The sequence below is a fragment of the Aggregicoccus sp. 17bor-14 genome, from assembly GCF_009659535.1.
Taxonomy (GTDB): Bacteria; Myxococcota; Myxococcia; order Myxococcales; family Myxococcaceae; genus Aggregicoccus.
Map to the genome: position 1 here is coordinate 169,785 of NZ_VJZZ01000003.1, position 15,665 is coordinate 185,449.

Genomic DNA, 15,665 nt, shown 5'->3' on the forward strand with positions numbered 1-15,665 from the left:
GGCCCGCGCTGGCGGGGAATCCCCCTACTCCACGCGCATCGCTTCCACGGGATCCAGCTTCGCGGCGCGCGCCGCCGGGTAGATGCCGAAGCCCAGGCCCACCACCGAGCTCATCAGCAGCGAGACGCCCACGGCCCAGGCGGGCACGGTGGCCGGCAGCCCCATCATCCAGCGGGCGAGGAAGGCGAGGAAGTAGCCGAGCAGCACGCCGAGCACGCCGCCCACCAGGCTGAGCATCACGGCCTCGGTGGCGAACTGGGCGAGGATGCGCCGCTTGCGCGCGCCCAGCGCCTTGCGGATGCCGATCTCCCGGGTCCGCTCCGTCACGCTCACCAGCATGATGTTGAGGATGCCGATGCCGCCCACCACGAGCGACAGCAGGCACACCCCGAAGCTCGCCGCGCTGATGACCCGCGAGATGTTGTTGAACATCTCCGTGCTGCTCTCGTTGGAGAAGAGCGCGAAGTTGTCCTCCTGGTCCGGCTTCAGCCCGCGCCGCCGCCGCATCAGCTGCACCACCTCGTCCTGGGCGCGCTGCATGACCTCCCCGCTCTGGGCGCGGATGCTGATGAACACCGAGCGGTTCTGGCCGTAGAGCGGGTAGAAGGTGGAGAGCGGGATGACCACCTGGTTGTCCATGCTCCCGCCGCCGAGGAAGGAGCCGCGGCGCTTGAGCGTGCCCACCACGCGGAAGGTGCGGCCCTTGATGCGCACGTCCTGGCCCAGCGGGTCCGCGCCGGGGAAGAGCCGGTCGATGACGTCCGCGCCCAGCACCGTCACGCGCCGGCCGTCCAGGTACTCGGCGTCGCTGAAGGCGCGGCCCGTCTCGAGGGACACCGCGTTGGTCTGGAAGCCCTCCGGGGTGATGGCCCACACGCTCACGCCGTTCTGGGTCTCGCGCTCGGCGGTGGAGATCTTCTGCCCGCCCTCGCTGTCCTCGCCCGCCGCCGTGAGGATGTCCGGCAGGCTGAGGATGGCGGCGCGGTCGTCCAGCGTGAGGTTGGGGCGCTTGGAGAGCTTCTCGAAGTCGAAGCGCCCGAAGCCGCGCGGCATCTTCTGGATCTGGAAGGAGTTGGCGCCCAGGTCCGAGAGGTCCGTGCTCACCTTGATGCGCAGCCCCTCGATCATCGCCATCATCGAGACCACGGTGGTGACCCCGATGACGATGCCCAGCAGCGTGAGCACCGAGCGCAAGGGGTTGCCGAGGAAGGTCCCCAGGGCGAGACGGAAGTTGTCGTAGGCGAAGGTGAGCATGGCTACTCGTAGCGGAGGGCTTCGACGGGATCGAGGTGCGCGGCGCGCGCCGCCGGCCAGATGCCGAAGACGAGCCCCACGAAGGCGGAGAAGCCGATGCCGAAGGCCACCGTGCCCGGGCGCACCGTGGCGGCGAGCGGCGTCACCATGGCGAGCAGCACCGCGATGGCGAGCCCCAGCGCGGTGCCCAGCGCCCCGCCCACGGCGGACACGGCGCTCGCCTCCATCAGGAACTGCAGCACGATGGTGCGGCGCTTGGCGCCCAGCGCGCGCCGGATGCCGATCTCCCGCGTCCGCTCGCGCACGCTCACCAGCATGATGTTCATGATGCCGATGCCGCCCACCAGCAGGGTGATGAGCCCCACGCCCAGCGCCGCGCCGAACAGCGCCTGGGTGAGCTGGGCGAAGGTGTTGGCGAGCTGCTCGGGGCGGTTGATGGAGAAGTCGTCGGCCGACTCCGGCGGCGTGTGGCGCGCGCGGCGCAGCGCCCCGATGAGCGCGTCCTCGGTGGTGATGACGTTCTCCGGGCTGTCCACCGCGGCCGTGATGCTCAGGGGCCGCTTCATGCCGAACTGGTTCAGGAAGGTGTGCAGCGGGATGATCGCGGTGAGGTCCTGGCTCTGCCCGAGCACCTCGCCCTTGGGGCTGAGCACCCCCACCACCCGGAAGCTGCGGGTGTCCACGCGGATGCGCTGGCCCAGCGGGTTCACCGTGGGGAACAGGCCGCGCGCCACCTCCGCGCCGATGACGGCCACGCTGCTGCGCGCGTCGTCGTCCGCGTCACTGAGGAAGCGCCCCGCGGCGAGCTCGTAGTTGGAGACCTGCGCGAACTCCTCCGTGGTGCCGGTGATGCGCACGCTCGCGAGTTCCTTGCCCAGGAAGCTCACGTCCGCGGTGCGCCCCGCCGTGGCCGCCACCGCCACGATGTGCGGCTGCGCCCGCACCACGTCCACCAGCTCCAGCTTCAGGTCCTTGCGGTTGCGGAACTCCCACCAGTCCCCCTTCATCACCCAGGGGAACTTGGAGACCTGCATCGAGTTCGCCCCGATGCTCGCCAGCTGGTCCGCGAAGGACTTGTTGAGCCCCTGGATGATGCCGACGATGCACAAGAGCGTGCACACGCCCACCCCGATGCCGATGGTGGTCAGCACGGTGCGCATGCGGTTGGCCCTCAAGGAGAGGGCGGCGATGCGCCCCCCCTCCACCACGTCCACGCGAAAGCTCACGGCCGGCCCCCCGGGGGCGTCAGGAATGGCAACGGGAAGGGTGACGCCCGCGGCCCAACGCCCGGGCGTGCCCTCTGTTCCCGAGATACGCGCCTAGCACAGGGCGATTGCACCTGCCCGAAAGGACGAGGCGACGCCTAGGGCAGGAGCGGCAGCAGCTCCGCTCCGTCCCGCTCCGGGTCCAGCTCGAGCTCCGGCTCCCCGCCCAGCTGCCCCAGCCCGTCCGGCCCCACGCAGGCGGCCACCCGCCCCGGCGGGCAGAGGCCGAAGCAGCCCGAGGCGAGCACGGGGACAGGCCTCCCCGCGGCCGAGAGCGTGTGGCGGATGCGCCGGGGCAGGTCCACCCCGCCCGCCCGGGTGGGCAGCCGGGTGAGGCACTCGTGGCACACGTGCACCGCGGTCTGCGGAGCCCCGGGGGACGCGCCGCTCACGGGCGCCCCAGCGCCGCCGCCACCCCGGCCACCAGCGCATCGAGCTCCTCGGGCGGCGTCCCGGGGTCCAGCAGGAGGTAGCGGTCCGCCCCCGCGCCGCTCGCCACCGCGCAGATGCGGCCCCTGGGGCACACGTCCAGGCAGCTGCTCTGCGCCACGCGGACGCGCTTGCCCAGCGCCCGCTTGAGCCGCTTGCGCAGCGCGCCCGCCCCGCCCGCCTTCTTCGCGCACTTGCGGCACAGCAGCAGGAGGGCCTCGTGGGGCGGCGGAATCTCTCGGAGCGGGGCCATGGGGAAGCGCTTCCCTAACGCGGGCGCGCGGCCGGGGAAACGCCGCAGGCGGCAGAGCGTGCTCCCGGCGGCGGTTCCCCTCCCCAGCGGGCAGGCGTCGCGCCCCGGGCGGCTCGCACCTGCGTGCCATGTGCGGCGCGCCCGGCATTGCCACCCTTGAGGCCCTACGTGCGCCGTCACGACCCGAGGAGACAGGCTCCCCCCGCCGCGCCGGGCGCCTTCCCCGCGAGGTCGAACCCCATGGCAGGCATTCAAGTGAAGCGCTTCAACGCGCCGGACGAGGCGCGCAAATTCCCGCACGGCAACGTCGCGCTGCTGCAGTTCGGCTCGGACACCGTAGGGCTCGCCACCTTCGAGCCCGGCTGGAAGTGGTCCAAGGACGTGATGCCCATCGCCGGGACGTCCAGCTGCAAGGCGGCCCACAGCCTCTACGTGCTCTCCGGACGCATGCATACGGTGATGGACGACGGCGAGACGGTGGACGTGGGCCCCGGCGACTTCGCCACCATCGCGCCGGGCCACGACGCCTGGGTGCTGGGAGACGAGCCCTGCCGCATGCTCGACTTCACCGGCATGGAGCACTACGCCCAGCCGGGCGCGGGCGCCGCGCGCGGTGCCAACGCTCCCCGCCCCGAGGCGCGTCCGCACTAGGCCGCTCCCGAGCGCCCGCCCGAGCGGGGAGGCTGGCTGTCCGCCTCCCCGCCCGGAAGCCTAGAGGGGCGCCTTTTTGCGCTTGTGCAGGGGGCGATTGCTGTAAGTCTCCGTCCCCAGCCCCATGCGCCCTCTCGACAAGAACGTCCTCTCCCAGGCCGCCACGGTTGCTCGCGGCCTTGCCATCGACGCCGTCCACGCCAGCCAGAGCGGCCACCTCGGCCTGCCCCTGGGCTGCGCGGAGATCGGCGCGGTCCTCTACGGCGCGCTCCTGCGCCACTCGCCGGAGCACCCGGCCTGGATGAACCGCGACCGCTTCGTGCTGTCGGCGGGCCACGGCTCGATGTTCCTCTACGCGTGGCTGCACCTCGCGGGCTACCCGGACATGACGCTGGAGGAGGTGAAGCGCTTCCGCCAGCTGGGCAGCCACACCCCGGGCCACCCCGAGCTCACCCACGCCCCGAGCGGCGTGGAGACCACCACGGGCCCGCTGGGCCAGGGCATCGCCAACGCGGTGGGCATGGCGCTGGCCGCGAAGATGGCCGAGGCGCGCTTCAACACCCCCGAGCACCGCATCTTCGACCACCACGTGGTCTGCCTCGCCGGCGACGGCTGCCTGCAGGAGGGCGTGGCGCTGGAGGCGGTGGAGTTCGCCGGGCACCAGCAGCTGGACAACCTCACCCTCATCTACGACGCCAACGCCGTCACCCTGGACGCGATGGCGAAGGTGACCCAGAGCGCCGACACCGCGAAGCACTTCGAGGCCATCGGCTGGGACGTGCAGACCATCGACGGCCACGACATGGACCAGGTCCAGATGGCCGTCACCCGCGCGCGCAAGGCGGGCAGCGGCAAGCCGCAGCTGATCATCGCCAAGACGCTCATCGGCAAGGGCATCCCCGAGGTGGAGGGCACGGCGAAGGCTCACGGCGAGGGCGGCGCCAAGTTCGGCGACGCCGCGCGCAAGGCCATGGGCCTGCCCGCCGAGCACTTCTACGTCTCGCCCGAGGTGCGCCAGTTCTTCGACGCGCGCAAGAAGGAGCTCGCGGCCGAGCACGCCGCGTGGCTGAAGACCTTCGAGGCCTGGAAGAAGGCGAACCCCACGCTCGCCGAGCAGCTCGCGGTGAGCCGCGCCTACGCGCACACGGTGGCCAAGGACACCGACAAGCGCACCCCGGACACCAAGGCGCTGTTCGACGTGATTCCCCCCTTCGCCGCGGACAGCAAGATTGCGACGCGCAAGGCGGGCCAGGACGTGCTGCAGCCGCTCGCCAAGGCGGACCCGCTGCTCATCGGCGGCAGCGCGGACCTCTACGGCTCCACGCTCAACTACATCGGTGACCTGAAGGCGCGCGACGACGACTTCAGCCCGGCGAACCGCACCGGCCGCAACATCCCCTTCGGCATCCGCGAGCACGCCATGTGCTCCGTGATGAACGGCATCGCGGCGCACGGCATCTTCCGCCCCAGCGGCGCCACTTTCCTCGTCTTCGCGGACTACTGCCGCCCGCCCATCCGGCTCGCCGCGCTCAGCCACCTGCCCGTGCTCTACGTCTTCACCCACGACAGCGTGGGCGTGGGCGAGGACGGCCCCACCCACCAGCCGGTGGAGACGGTGCCCGGCCTGCGCGTCATCCCCAACCTGGACGTCATCCGCCCCGCGGACCCCGAGGAGACGGCCGGCGCCTTCGTCGCGGGCCTCGAGCGCACCGACGGCCCCACCCTGCTCGCCCTCACCCGCCAGGCGGTGCCCCTGCTGGACGAGGTGCCCGTGCAGACGCGCCGCGAGGGCGTGCTCAAGGGCGGCTACATCCTGAAGAAGGAGACCGCGCCGCTCGAGCTCATCCTCCTGTCCGCGGGCAGCGAGGTGCAGCACGCGCTCGCCGCCGCGAAGCAGCTGGGCGCGGGCACGCGCGTCGTGAGCATGCCCTGCTTCGAGCGCTTCGACCGCCAGCCGGCCGCGTACCAGGAGTCGGTGCTGCCGCGCTCCTGCCGCCGCCGCGTCTCCATCGAGGCCTCGGTGCCCAGCAGCTGGGCCAAGTACGTGGGCCTGGACGGCGCCACCATCGGCATCGACCGCTTCGGCCTCTCCGCCCCCGGCGCCACCGTCATGAAGGAGCTGGGCATGACGGCCGAGCACGTGGTGCAGGTGGCGAAGAGCCTGCCGAAGAGCTGAGCCGCGCTCCCTTCCGAGCTTCACACCGAGGCCGCCCGTGCCCCCCGCACGGGCGGCCTCCGTATTTTTCAGATGCAACTCTGTTGCAGAGGTCGCTACAGCCGCTCGCCGCCGGGGCTGCTGCTGCCCAGGTCGACGATGTAGCGCAGGCTGCCATCCGCCTCGCGCACCCACACGGAGAAGTACTTCCCGTAGGCCAGGCCGCTGCGGCGCTTCTGCACGAAGGGGCCCACGGTCCAGGCGAGGTCGCCACTGCCCGCGGCGCCGCCCAGCTCGGGCGCCCAGGTGAGCGCGGAGGGCGGGCCGTCGGGCACGGGCGCGCCGCGGTCGCAGGTGTCGCCTCCGTACGTGTCGTCCGCGGCAAAGGTCCAGAAGGCCGCGCCGATCCCGTGAGTGGCCGCGTAGGTGTTGAAGGCCGCGTCGGTGGCGAAGGCCTCCGCCACGTAGGGCGCGGGGTCCTCTGGCCGGCCGTGGTCGCGCTCGCGCGGGTGGAAGGCGGCGCAGCCCTCGGGCAGGTCCGGCAGCGGGCCGGGACCGGGAGCGTGGTCGTTGCTGACGAGGCCGCGCAGCGAGGCGCTCAGCCGCCACGTGTTCCCGTGGTCCCGCTTCCACACCGAGACGTACTGTCCGTACCAGCGCCACACCGTGCCGTCGGGGCGCTGCTCGTCCTGCCACACGCGGCCCGTGGTGTAGCCCAGCGTGCCGTCCGCGCTCACGTCCCAGCGCAGGGGCTCCCAGCTCATGCGGCCGGTGGCGCTCTCCAGGGGCGTGGTGGCGAGCCGCTCGGCGATGGCCTCGCGCCCGCGCAGCGCGTACTCGCCGTCCAGCAGCAGCACCGCGTCCTCGGCGAGGAAGGGCGTGAAGCCCCGCGCGGAGCCCAGTAGCTGCGTCGCCGAGGACTGCGCCACGTCGGTCGCGTACAGGAGCTCCCGCTCGCGCCACAGCCCGTCTCCAGGCTTCCCCCTCCCCTCGCGGGCGGCCGCCGGCAGCGCAGCGAGACACAGCAACAGCGCGACGGCCAGCCGCGCGGTGATCTTCCTCTTCATGTCGAACCCCTCCGTTGCGCGGGGAGAGATGTCCCCGCGCGGAGCACCGTACGGAGAGGCGCGCACACGCTCCGCGACTATCCCGGGGTGCGGCCGGCGCGTGCCGCGAGCCGGCCCGCCGGGGCGGCGAGGCGGTGCGCTCAGCGGCCGGAGAGCAGCGCGTCCAGGCGGTCGCGGAAGCTGCGGCTGAGCTTGAGCTTGTGCCCGTCCTGCAGCACCACCCAGTACTCGCCGTGGAAGAGCGGCTCGAGCGACTTCACCCGCGCCACGTTCACCAGGGTGGAGCGGTGGATGCGCAGGAAGCGCTGCGGGTCCAGCTGCGTCTCCAGCTCGCGCAGGCTCTGGCGCAGCAGGTGGCTCTTCCCGCCCGCGTGCACCTGCACGTAGTAGTCGTCCGCCTCCACCCAGTCCACCTGCTCCACGGGCAGCAGCGTCACCCTTCCCGACTCGCGCACCACCAGGCGCTCGAGGTGGCGCGGCGCGCTCGGCGCGGGAGGTGCTGCGGGCGAGGCGACCATGCCCGCGAGCTGCTGCGCGAGCGCCTGCAGGCGCTGGCCGCGCACGTGCGCCTTGGCGCGGGCGAGCACCGTGGCGAAGCGCTCGTCGTCATACGGCTTGAGCAGGTAGTCCACCGCGCGCACCTCGAAGGCGCGCAGCGCGTGCTGCTCGAAGGCGGTGACGAAGACCACCGCAGCCTGCGTGCCCGCGGCCTCGAGCAGCTCGAAGCCATCCATGCCGGGCATCTGCACGTCGAGGAAGAGCAGGTCCACCGGGCGCTGCTTGAGCAGGCGCACCGCCTCCTGCGGCCGGCCGCACTCGCCCACCAGCTCCACCTCCGCGTCCGCGGAGAGCAAGACCTGCAGGCTCTTGCGCGCGAGCCGCTCGTCGTCCACCACCAGGGCGCGGATGGGGGCTGCGGGGGGCGTCATGCGGCCTCCGGGGTGGCGGCGGCAGGGCGGAAGGGCAGCGCCACCTCGGCGAGATGGCCCTCGCCGCTGGGGCGCAGCGCGAGGTGGTGCGCCTCGCCGTAGAGGTGGCGCAGGCGCGCGCGCGTGTTGCTCAGGCCGATGCCGCCCGGGTCGTCCGCCCCGTCACCCTCCCGCGCCTTCGCGCCTCCTGCGCCCCAGTCCTGCACCTCGAGCCAGAGCTGGTCGCCCTGGCGGCGCACGCGGATCTCCACGCGCCCCTCCCCTTCCGCGCTGGTGCCGTGGTGCACGGCGTTCTCCACGAGCGGCTGCAGGAGCAGCTGGGGCACCAGCGCATCGGCGGCCGCCGGGTCCACGTGCACCCGGGTGCTGAGCCGGTCCTCGAAGCGCGCGCGCTCGATGCGCAGGTAGCGCTCCACCAGCTCCAGCTCCTGGCGCAGGGGCACCTCCTGCACGCCTTCTGCGCGCAGCACCGCACGCAGCAGGTCCGCGAGCCCCGCCACCACCTGCAGCGTGCGCTGGCGCTCGCCCGAGCGCACGAGGCCCGAGACGGTGTTGAGCGCGTTGAAGAGGAAGTGCGGGCGCAGCTGCATCTGCAGCGCGGTGAGCTGGCTGCGCAGGAGCTGCGCCTGCAGCTCGGTCGCGCGCACCTGCCGCTCCACCAGCAACCGGTGGAAGCGCAGCGCGTGGCCCAGGCCCAGCACCGCGAAGTAGCTGAGCAGGTTGGCCATCACCCCGCCGAGCAGCATCGCGAGGAAGCCCGGGCTGCGCCGGCCCATCAGCGCCATCGTCGCCGCGGCCTGGGCGCCGTCCACGGTCCACGCGAGCGCGAACACGCCCAGGTGGGCGCTCACGGCCCGCAGGCTGGGCCGGTCCAGCGGGAAGCGCTCCGTGGCCCGGATGATGAACGGCGTGGCCAGCGCCCACACCCAGCAGCTCTGCAGGACGCTGAGCAGGTAGTCCCAGCGCGGCAGGGGACGCCCCGCCGCGAGGCCCGAGAGCACCGGCTGTAGACAGGCCACGGCGCCCACCGCCGTCCACGCGGCGAACACGAGCAGGGCGCGGCGGAGGCGGGCGGAGGGCGCAGGAGCGGGCATGGCGGGGCCGGGAGGATTCCCGGCGCGGGTGCGCCGAGTCAACCCGGGTGGCCACCCTCCTCCGGGCAGCGGGACGGGAGCGGGACGGGCGCTCCGCTGCGCGGCAGCCACACGCGGAAGGTGCTGCCCTCGGCGGGGCGGCTGTGCGCCTCCACCCGGCCGCCCATCGCGCTCACCAGCTGCTGGGTGATGTAGAGCCCGAGGCCCAGGCCGCCATAGTGGCGCACGCTCACCGCGCGCTCGAACAGGCCGAAGATGCGCGGCAGGTCCTCCGGCGCGATGCCGATGCCCCCGTCCTGCACCTCGAGCAGCGCGCCGCCGTCCGCCGCGGCCGCCACCCGCACCTGCACCGGCGTGCCCGCGCCGTACTTCGCGGCGTTGGTGAGCAGGTTCTCGAGCACCTGCCCCACCCGCATCACATCCCAGCTGCCCTCGACCGGCAGGGGCGCCTCGAGCGACACGGCGCACCCCGCCTGCTCCAGCAGGCCGCCCAGCCGCTCGAGCGCGCCCTGCGCCGCGGCGCGCAGGTCCATGGGCGCGGGGCGCAGCTCCAGGCGCCCGCCGCGGATGCGGCTCACGTCCAGCAGCCCGCCCACCCGCTCGCTCAGGCGCACCAGCTGCCGGTCCACCACCTGCAGCCGCTGCCGCGCCCGCGCGTCCCCCTCGCTCGCGCGCGCGAGCAGGGCCACCTGCAGCTTGAGGCTGGTGAGGGGCGTGTTCAGCTCGTGGCTCGCCACCGCGAGGAACTCGTCGCGCAGCCGCACCGCCTCCCCCAGCTCCTGCACCAGGGCCTCGCGCTCCTGGGCGGCGCGGCGGCGCTCGGTGACGTCCTGCATCGTGCCGGCGAGCCTCACCAGTCGCCCCGCCTCGAGGTGGCGGCGCCCGGTGCCGCGCACCCAGCGCTGCTCCCCGGCCGCGCCGAGGACGCGGTACTCCGCCTCGTAGCGCTCGGGACCGGCCGGGTCGAGCAGCTGGTCCATGAGGCCCTGCAGCGGGGCCCGGTCCTCGGGGTGCACGCACGCGAGGAAGCCCTCGAAGCCACCGATGGGAGCGTCCGGCGCGAGCCAGAAGAGAGACCGGCAGCGCGCATCCCAGCTGTGCTGGTCCGCCCGGACGTCGTACTCCCAGATGCCCAGCTCCGCCGCCCGCACCGCCAGCTCCAGGCGCGTGCGCTCGCGCTCCAGCTCGCGCCGATCCGCCTCCGCCGCCTCGCGCAGCGCCCGCTCGGCGGAGAAGAGCGCGGCGCGCTCGAGCGCCTGGGCACACTGGCGCGCGATCGCCTCGAAGAGGGCGCGCTCCACCGCGGAGAAGGAGCTTGGCGTGTCCCAGCCCAGGGTGAGGAAGCCCTGCAGGCCGCGCTCGCCGAGCAGCGGGAGCATCGCGCGCCGGCCCTCGCCCGTGGCCTCCGCGTGGCCGCTGAAGGCGGGCGCGGTGCGCTCCAGCTCCTCGATGCCCGAGAACCACAGCGCCTCGCCCCGGGCGAGCGCCTGCGCGGTGGGGGCGTCGTCGCTCAGCTCGATGGGAAGCGCTTGCACGGCCTGCATGCCGTAGCCGTGCAGCAGGTGCAGCTGGTCGCCCGCGGGCCTGCGCACCCACACGCCCACGCGCGGCGCGCCGCTCGCACGCTGGGCCTCGGCGACGACCGCGGCGGCCACCTGCTCGGCCGAGACCGCACGGGAGAGGGCACCGGTGAGCGCCTGCAGCCGCTCGGTGCGCTCGCGCGCCTCCTGGGCCTCGCGGTAGAGGCGGGCGCGGGCGAGCGCGTGCGCGCAGTGCGTGGCGAGCTGGCAGAGGAAGCCCTGCTCCTCGGGCTCGAAGGGGTGCACCCCCTCGAAGCTGACCGCGAGCACGCCCGCCACGCTCCCATCCACCAGCAGCGGCAGGCTCACCGAGCTGAACTGCGCGGAGGTGCGGGCCACGGCCACGGCCGCCTCGGGGAAGCGCTGCTCGCAGTCCTCGCGCGAGGCGATCCACACGGGGCCGCCCGTGCGGGCGGCCTCGGCGATGGGAGCGTGCGCGGCGAGCGGCACGCGCCGGAAGCGCTCGAGGGTCGAGTCGGGGTAGCGCGCGGCGCGCAGCAGCGTGAGCACGCCCTCCTCGCGCCCCAGCTCCCACGCCGCCGCGCCTCGCGTGCCCTGCACCTCGAGGGCGTGCTCGAGCACCACCCCGGTCACCTCCAGGGGCGTGGCGGCCGTGGAGAGGGCGGCCGTGAGCCGCTGCAGGCGCAGGGCCCGGTCCGCCGCGCGCTCGGCCCGCTCGCGCGCCGCCTGCTGGGCGGCGTGCAGGCGCGCGCGCTCCAGCGCCTGGGCACACAGGTGCGCGAGCGCACCGGCCACCTCGCGCTCCTCCGGGGAGAAGCGCTGCGGGGCCGCGAAGCCGAACGAGAGCGCGCCCAGCACGCGCCCCTCCAGCACGAGCGGGAGCAAGAGCCAGGCCTCGCGCTCGATGGACGAGGCACCGCGCGCGGCCACGGCGGGGTAGCGCGCGAACAGCGCCTCCCGCGACTCGAGCCACACCGGCGTGCGCCCGAGCATGGCGTCGCCGAGCGGGAAGTCCCGGGTGAGGGGGAGGCGCCGCCAGCGCTCGAAGGCCTCACTGCCGTTGCCGCGCTCGCCCACGGCGAAGGCCGCGTCTCCCTCCGGGGTCGTGGCCCACACCATCCCCGCCGCGCCGCCGAGCGCAGGGACGGCGTGCGCGAGCACCGTGTCCGCCACCTGCTCGGAGGTGAGGGCCTCGGAGAGGGCGGCCGCGAGCTGGAAGAGGCGCGCGGCGTAGGGCCGGGGCGGCTCGCAGGTCCCGGCGGGAGCAAGCGGAAGGGACGCGGTCGTCATGGGGATGGGGGCGGACGCTCGGAGCGCGGGGGAGAAGGCGGCGCACCATGGCCGCGGCCGTCCCCCACGACAAGGCCCCGCCCCCGGGGGTGCCGCACACCCGACGTTCGCCGCCCGCGAGACGCTAGGGCGCGGGGCGGAGCGGGTGCGCCGATGGCGGGGGAGGTGCGGGCTCGGCGTCGTCGTTGGCCGCGCGAGGGAGCGGCCGCGTGGCGGGGGCGAGCGCGGGGCGGAAGTCGGCGAGCAACAGCAAGAGGAGGAGGTCCATCGGGGACTCCGGCGCGCTCCGGGTCGGACGCCGACACCCCTCCGGAAGCGCAGGCGGAGGGACCCGGGGCTGCAGGGCAAGGCGCGTGCCGTACCTGCACCGCGGTGGCGTGCACCCGGTGTCGCAGGGGCGCGTGACAGCCCTCTGTCAGGAAATCCGACGGCGCCGTTCGAAAGGCCTGACACGGCCGTGGTACCGGGCGGCAGGAAGCGATGTTCAGCCCCGCACGGGCGTCGCGCGGCCTGCTTGAAGGGCGCTGCGCCCGGCCCCATTCGGAACGGCATGCGCGCCCCCCTGCTGCTGCTCTCGCTCCTCGTGCTCGCTCCCGGCTGCGGTGACTCCGCGGCCAAGGACACCCTCGACGTCCCCGAGAACCAGTGGACCTGGGTGCCCTTCGCGGAGTCGCGCTGCATGAACGGCACCCCCACGGGCATCGGCGTGTACCGCGCCCCCCAGTCCACCGAGCTGCTCATCTACCTGGCGCCCGGCGGCGCCTGCTTCAACGCGGAGACCTGCGCGCGCGCGAGCTATCCGGATGGCTACGGAGAGCCGGAGTTCCGCCTCGAGGTGCTGCTCGCGGGCAACCGCGGCGTCTTCTCCCGCAGCGCCGCGGACAACCCCTTCCGCGACTGGAACGTGGTGTACGTGCCGTACTGCAGCGGCGACGTGCACGCGGGCCGCAACCCGGCCGGGCCCGAGGGCCGGGTGCACGTGGGCTACGAGAACCTGGGCGCGTACCTCGCGCGCGTGGTGCCCACCTTCGGCGGAGCCACGAAGGTGGTGCTCGCGGGCTCGAGCGCCGGGGGCATCGGCGCCGCGCTCAACTTCGACCGCGTGCAGCAGGCCTTCGGCAACACGCCCGTGCAGCTGCTCGACGACTCGGGCCCCATGTTCGACGAGGCCTTCCTGCGCCCCTGCCTGCAGGAGCAGTGGCGCCAGGCGTGGAACCTCGACGCGGCCTTCCCTGCCGACTGCAGCGACTGCACCGGCCCGCAGGGGGACTACGTGAACCTGTTCGGCTTCCTCGCGCGCAAGTACCCCGAGCGCCGCTTCGGCCTCATCTCCTCCACGCAGGACCAGACCTTCCGCTTCTACCTCGGCTTCAGCGACCTGGGAGACAACCCCGACTGCACCGTGTCCGAGCCCATGGATGCCGCGACCTTCGAGGCCGGGCTCGCGGCGCTGCGCACGCGGCTCTCCGCAGACACGAACTTCCAGTTCTTCTCGCCCGCGAGCGAGAAGCACGTGTACCTGCTGGACCCCTCCCTCTCCGCCACGCAGGTGCAGGGGGTGAGCCTCTCCACCTGGCTCGAGGGGCTCGCCGAGGGCCAGCCGGGCTGGGGAAGCGTCGTCGGCGCCGGCACGGGCAGTCACGAGCGTGCGGCGCCCGGAGCGCCGCGCTAGCGCGCGCCGGTGGACGCCTCCAGGCCGCCGAAGCGGCGCTGGCGCCGGCCGAGCTCGGTGACGGCCGCGCCGAGCGCCGCGGCATCGAAGTCCGGCCAGGCGACGGGGGTGAAGTACAGCTCCGCGTAGGCGCTCTCCCAGAGCAGGAAGTCGCTCAGCCGCTGCTCGCCTCCGGTGCGGATGAGCAGGTCCACGTCCGGCGCGGGACGGTCCGAGCCCGGCGCGAGGCCGCAGGCGAGCTCCCTGCGGCTGCGCGGGCCACTCTCCGCGGCCCTCACGATGGCATCGCGCGAGGAGTAGTCGATTGCCAGCCGCAGGCACAGCACGGTGCCCGCGGCCGTGGCCGCTTCGGCCGCGGCAATCTCCGCCTGCACGCGCGAGGGCAGCCGGTCGCGCCGCCCCAGCACCTCCACCCGCACGCCCTTCTCGACGCAGTTCGCTCGCTCCGTGCGCAGGTAGGTCTCCATCAGGCGCAGCAGCGCGCGCACCTCGGGGCCCGGCCGCTTCCAGTTGTCCGAGGAGAACGCGTACAGCGTGAGCACGGCGATGCGCTGCGCCGGCGCGGCCTCGACGACTCGACGCACGGCTGCGACGCCCGCGGCGTGCCCTGCCGTGCGCGGCAGCCCGCGCGCCTGCGCCCAGCGCCCGTTGCCATCCATGATGATGGCGACGTGCAGCCCGGCGTCCTCCTGCGCCGCGCGTGGAACCTCCGCGACGGGCCGCAGCGGCGCCCTCTGCATCGAGTCCTGCGCATTCGAACCGAAAGCCATGAGCCCTCCCGCGGTGTGTCCTGGAGGGTAGGCAGAGCGCCGCCGCGCAGCGCCCGCGCACTGCGCGAGCGGTCGGCAGCGGCGGCCGAGTGGTCGATGCGTCGGCGTGCTCCGTCCCCTCCCTCGCGGAGAGGGCCGGGGTGAGGGATTGCCTCCCCGGGCTCAGACAGTCCGGCGCGCCACGCGGAAGGGAAGCCGCAGCCTGATTCCGTCCGCCGTGGCCAGCGCGCCCGCCCCTGCCGCCATCAGGTACACGGCGTACTCGGCCTGCGAGAGCCCGGAGAGCACCATCGCCGTGGCGAAGGCGAGCAGCAGCAGCGCTGCGCCCGCTGCGGCAAGGCGCGGGCGCACCCCCAGCAGGAGAAGGACCCCGAGCGCCCCTTCGGCCAGCGTCGCCAGGACCGCGAGCGCAGGCGCCCAGGAGGGCGGGGCGAAGGCGTTGACCTCGGCGGTGTAGGTGACGAAGTGCGCGAAGTCGCCCCACCCCACTCCCGGCGTCCCCGGGGGGCCGCGCAGCCCGAGGCGGTCCGCCACGTTCCACACGAACGAGAACCCGATGAGCAGCCGCGCGGGGAGTGCGAGCAGCGGCACCCGCCCGCGCGAGGCCCACAGGGCGAGCGCCGCAGGAAGGAACAGCAGCGGGTAGAGCAGCTCCGAGGGACGCGCATGGCCACGCAGCAGCGCGTGTGCAGTCCACGCTCCCTGCCCGAGTACGAGCACGCCGAGCAGGCCGAAGGCGAGCGGCCGTGCGTGCTGCAGCCGCGCGCTCACGCCGGCACCCCGGGCGCGGAGAGGTCCCGCGCCTGCAGGCCGTGCTCGGCGCAGTAGCGGCGGTAGGTCTCCACGAGCGAGGCCGCGGTGTCGCGGCGCAGTACCGCCCCGCTCGCATCCAGGTACTCCATCGCCCCGTGCGCGACGATGTGCACCACCACGGGCTCCTCGCCCACCGCGCGCCAGCTGTCCACGTTGCCCGCGGGCTCGTACACGTACCCGCCCGGCCCCACGCGCTCGCCCGTCTCGCACAGCTCCCGGTAGCCCGAGAGGTTCACCGCGTGCACCTCGCCCTGGTGGCGGTGCAGCGGCACGAGCGTGCCCGGCTCGAGCCTCAGCAGCAGCACCCGCCCGCGCTCCTTCTGGAAGATGCACAGGGGCTTGAAGCTCTCCCCGGGGCCGAGCGGAATCCAGGGGAGCGAGGCGTCATCGACGGCGTGGGAGGCGTGGTGCGCAGGCAGGGTCATGGGCGGTTCTCCAGCTTCGGGACACGGCCATGCTGCGCCCGGGCTTGGTTCACCTGA

15 protein-coding genes are annotated in these 15,665 nt (G+C 73.9%); 3 read left to right on the top strand and 12 right to left on the bottom strand.

Translation table 11 applies throughout. From position 1 onward, the window contains the following. Positions 1-24: 24 nt before the first annotated feature. From FGE12_RS07205 to FGE12_RS07220, 4 genes are all read right to left on the bottom strand, one after another. Positions 25-1,254, bottom strand: a complete 1,230-nt coding sequence (locus FGE12_RS07205) for an ABC transporter permease (protein ID WP_153865659.1) — start codon at positions 1,252-1,254, stop codon at positions 25-27. 2 nt (positions 1,255-1,256) lie between these two features. After that, the gene (locus FGE12_RS07210) at positions 1,257-2,480 is read right to left on the bottom strand and encodes an ABC transporter permease (protein ID WP_194797672.1); all 1,224 of its coding nucleotides are present in this window, start codon (positions 2,478-2,480) and stop codon (positions 1,257-1,259) included. 137 nt (positions 2,481-2,617) lie between these two features. Continuing rightward, positions 2,618-2,911 (bottom strand): hypothetical protein, encoded by a 294-nt coding sequence (locus FGE12_RS07215; protein ID WP_153865660.1) that lies wholly within the window; start codon positions 2,909-2,911, stop codon positions 2,618-2,620. Continuing rightward, positions 2,908-3,201 carry a hypothetical protein gene (locus tag FGE12_RS07220; RefSeq protein ID WP_153865661.1) on the bottom strand — a complete coding sequence of 98 codons (294 nt, stop codon included), beginning with the start codon at positions 3,199-3,201 and terminating at the stop codon, positions 2,908-2,910. The genes FGE12_RS07215 and FGE12_RS07220 overlap by 4 nt, the downstream gene beginning before the upstream one ends. A gap of 240 nt (positions 3,202-3,441) precedes the next feature. Between FGE12_RS07220 and FGE12_RS07225 the strand changes: the two genes are divergently transcribed. Then, a complete protein-coding gene (locus tag FGE12_RS07225) occupies positions 3,442-3,852 on the top strand; it encodes a cupin domain-containing protein (protein ID WP_153865662.1) in 411 nt (136 codons plus the stop codon). A gap of 124 nt (positions 3,853-3,976) precedes the next feature. Further along, positions 3,977-6,028, top strand: a complete 2,052-nt coding sequence (tkt, locus tag FGE12_RS07230; protein ID WP_153865663.1) for a transketolase — start codon at positions 3,977-3,979, stop codon at positions 6,026-6,028. Positions 6,029-6,123: 95 nt separating this feature from the next. Here the strand turns inward: tkt and FGE12_RS07235 are convergent, their stop codons facing one another. From FGE12_RS07235 to FGE12_RS30000, 5 genes are all read right to left on the bottom strand, one after another. Continuing rightward, a complete protein-coding gene (locus FGE12_RS07235; RefSeq protein WP_153865664.1) occupies positions 6,124-7,074 on the bottom strand; it encodes a DUF4440 domain-containing protein in 951 nt (316 codons plus the stop codon). Positions 7,075-7,214: 140 nt separating this feature from the next. Beyond that, positions 7,215-8,003 (bottom strand): LytTR family DNA-binding domain-containing protein, encoded by a 789-nt coding sequence (locus tag FGE12_RS07240; protein WP_153865665.1) that lies wholly within the window; start codon positions 8,001-8,003, stop codon positions 7,215-7,217. Further along, positions 8,000-9,097: a sensor histidine kinase gene (locus FGE12_RS07245; protein WP_153865666.1), complete on the bottom strand. Its 1,098-nt coding sequence runs from the start codon at positions 9,095-9,097 to the stop codon at positions 8,000-8,002. The genes FGE12_RS07240 and FGE12_RS07245 overlap by 4 nt, the downstream gene beginning before the upstream one ends. A 38-nt stretch (positions 9,098-9,135) precedes the next feature. Continuing rightward, entirely contained in the window at positions 9,136-11,928 is a 2,793-nt protein-coding gene (locus FGE12_RS07250; RefSeq protein WP_194797673.1) for a GAF domain-containing sensor histidine kinase, read from the bottom strand. Between the two features lie 124 nt (positions 11,929-12,052). Next, a complete protein-coding gene (locus tag FGE12_RS30000; protein ID WP_194797674.1) occupies positions 12,053-12,196 on the bottom strand; it encodes a hypothetical protein in 144 nt (47 codons plus the stop codon). Positions 12,197-12,478: 282 nt separating this feature from the next. On the opposite strand from FGE12_RS30000, the gene FGE12_RS07255 reads away from it, so the two are divergent. After that, on the top strand, positions 12,479-13,600 hold the full coding sequence (locus FGE12_RS07255; RefSeq protein WP_194797675.1) for a pectin acetylesterase-family hydrolase: 1,122 nt from the start codon (positions 12,479-12,481) through the stop codon (positions 13,598-13,600). Here the strand turns inward: FGE12_RS07255 and uppS are convergent. The 3 genes from uppS to FGE12_RS07270 all read right to left on the bottom strand — a co-directional run bounded on the left by uppS (position 13,597) and on the right by FGE12_RS07270 (position 15,608). Then, positions 13,597-14,370, bottom strand: a complete 774-nt coding sequence (uppS, locus tag FGE12_RS07260) for a polyprenyl diphosphate synthase (RefSeq protein ID WP_228530641.1) — start codon at positions 14,368-14,370, stop codon at positions 13,597-13,599. The genes FGE12_RS07255 and uppS overlap by 4 nt on opposite strands. A 162-nt stretch (positions 14,371-14,532) precedes the next feature. Next, on the bottom strand, positions 14,533-15,141 hold the full coding sequence (locus FGE12_RS07265) for a DoxX family membrane protein (protein WP_194797676.1): 609 nt from the start codon (positions 15,139-15,141) through the stop codon (positions 14,533-14,535). Continuing rightward, on the bottom strand, positions 15,138-15,608 hold the full coding sequence (locus FGE12_RS07270) for a cupin domain-containing protein (RefSeq protein WP_153865668.1): 471 nt from the start codon (positions 15,606-15,608) through the stop codon (positions 15,138-15,140). Before FGE12_RS07270 ends, FGE12_RS07265 begins: the two co-directional genes overlap by 4 nt. Positions 15,609-15,665 lie beyond the last annotated feature (57 nt).

Excerpts from the sequence above, each read along its gene's own strand:
- FGE12_RS07205 (WP_153865659.1), bottom strand. The coding sequence starts at position 1,254 with ATGCTCACCTTCGCCTACGACAACTTCCGTCTCGCCCTGGGGACCTTC.
- FGE12_RS07220 (WP_153865661.1), bottom strand. The coding sequence starts at position 3,201 with ATGGCCCCGCTCCGAGAGATTCCGCCGCCCCACGAGGCCCTCCTGCTG.
- FGE12_RS07225 (WP_153865662.1), top strand. The coding sequence starts at position 3,442 with ATGGCAGGCATTCAAGTGAAGCGCTTCAACGCGCCGGACGAGGCGCGC.
- tkt (WP_153865663.1), top strand. The coding sequence starts at position 3,977 with ATGCGCCCTCTCGACAAGAACGTCCTCTCCCAGGCCGCCACGGTTGCT.
- FGE12_RS07235 (WP_153865664.1), bottom strand. The coding sequence starts at position 7,074 with ATGAAGAGGAAGATCACCGCGCGGCTGGCCGTCGCGCTGTTGCTGTGT.
- FGE12_RS07240 (WP_153865665.1), bottom strand. The coding sequence starts at position 8,003 with ATGACGCCCCCCGCAGCCCCCATCCGCGCCCTGGTGGTGGACGACGAG.
- FGE12_RS07245 (WP_153865666.1), bottom strand. The coding sequence starts at position 9,097 with ATGCCCGCTCCTGCGCCCTCCGCCCGCCTCCGCCGCGCCCTGCTCGTG.
- FGE12_RS07250 (WP_194797673.1), bottom strand. The coding sequence starts at position 11,928 with ATGACGACCGCGTCCCTTCCGCTTGCTCCCGCCGGGACCTGCGAGCCG.
- FGE12_RS30000 (WP_194797674.1), bottom strand. The coding sequence starts at position 12,196 with ATGGACCTCCTCCTCTTGCTGTTGCTCGCCGACTTCCGCCCCGCGCTC.
- FGE12_RS07255 (WP_194797675.1), top strand. The coding sequence starts at position 12,479 with ATGCGCGCCCCCCTGCTGCTGCTCTCGCTCCTCGTGCTCGCTCCCGGC.
- uppS (WP_228530641.1), bottom strand. The coding sequence starts at position 14,370 with ATGGCTTTCGGTTCGAATGCGCAGGACTCGATGCAGAGGGCGCCGCTG.
- FGE12_RS07270 (WP_153865668.1), bottom strand. The coding sequence starts at position 15,608 with ATGACCCTGCCTGCGCACCACGCCTCCCACGCCGTCGATGACGCCTCG.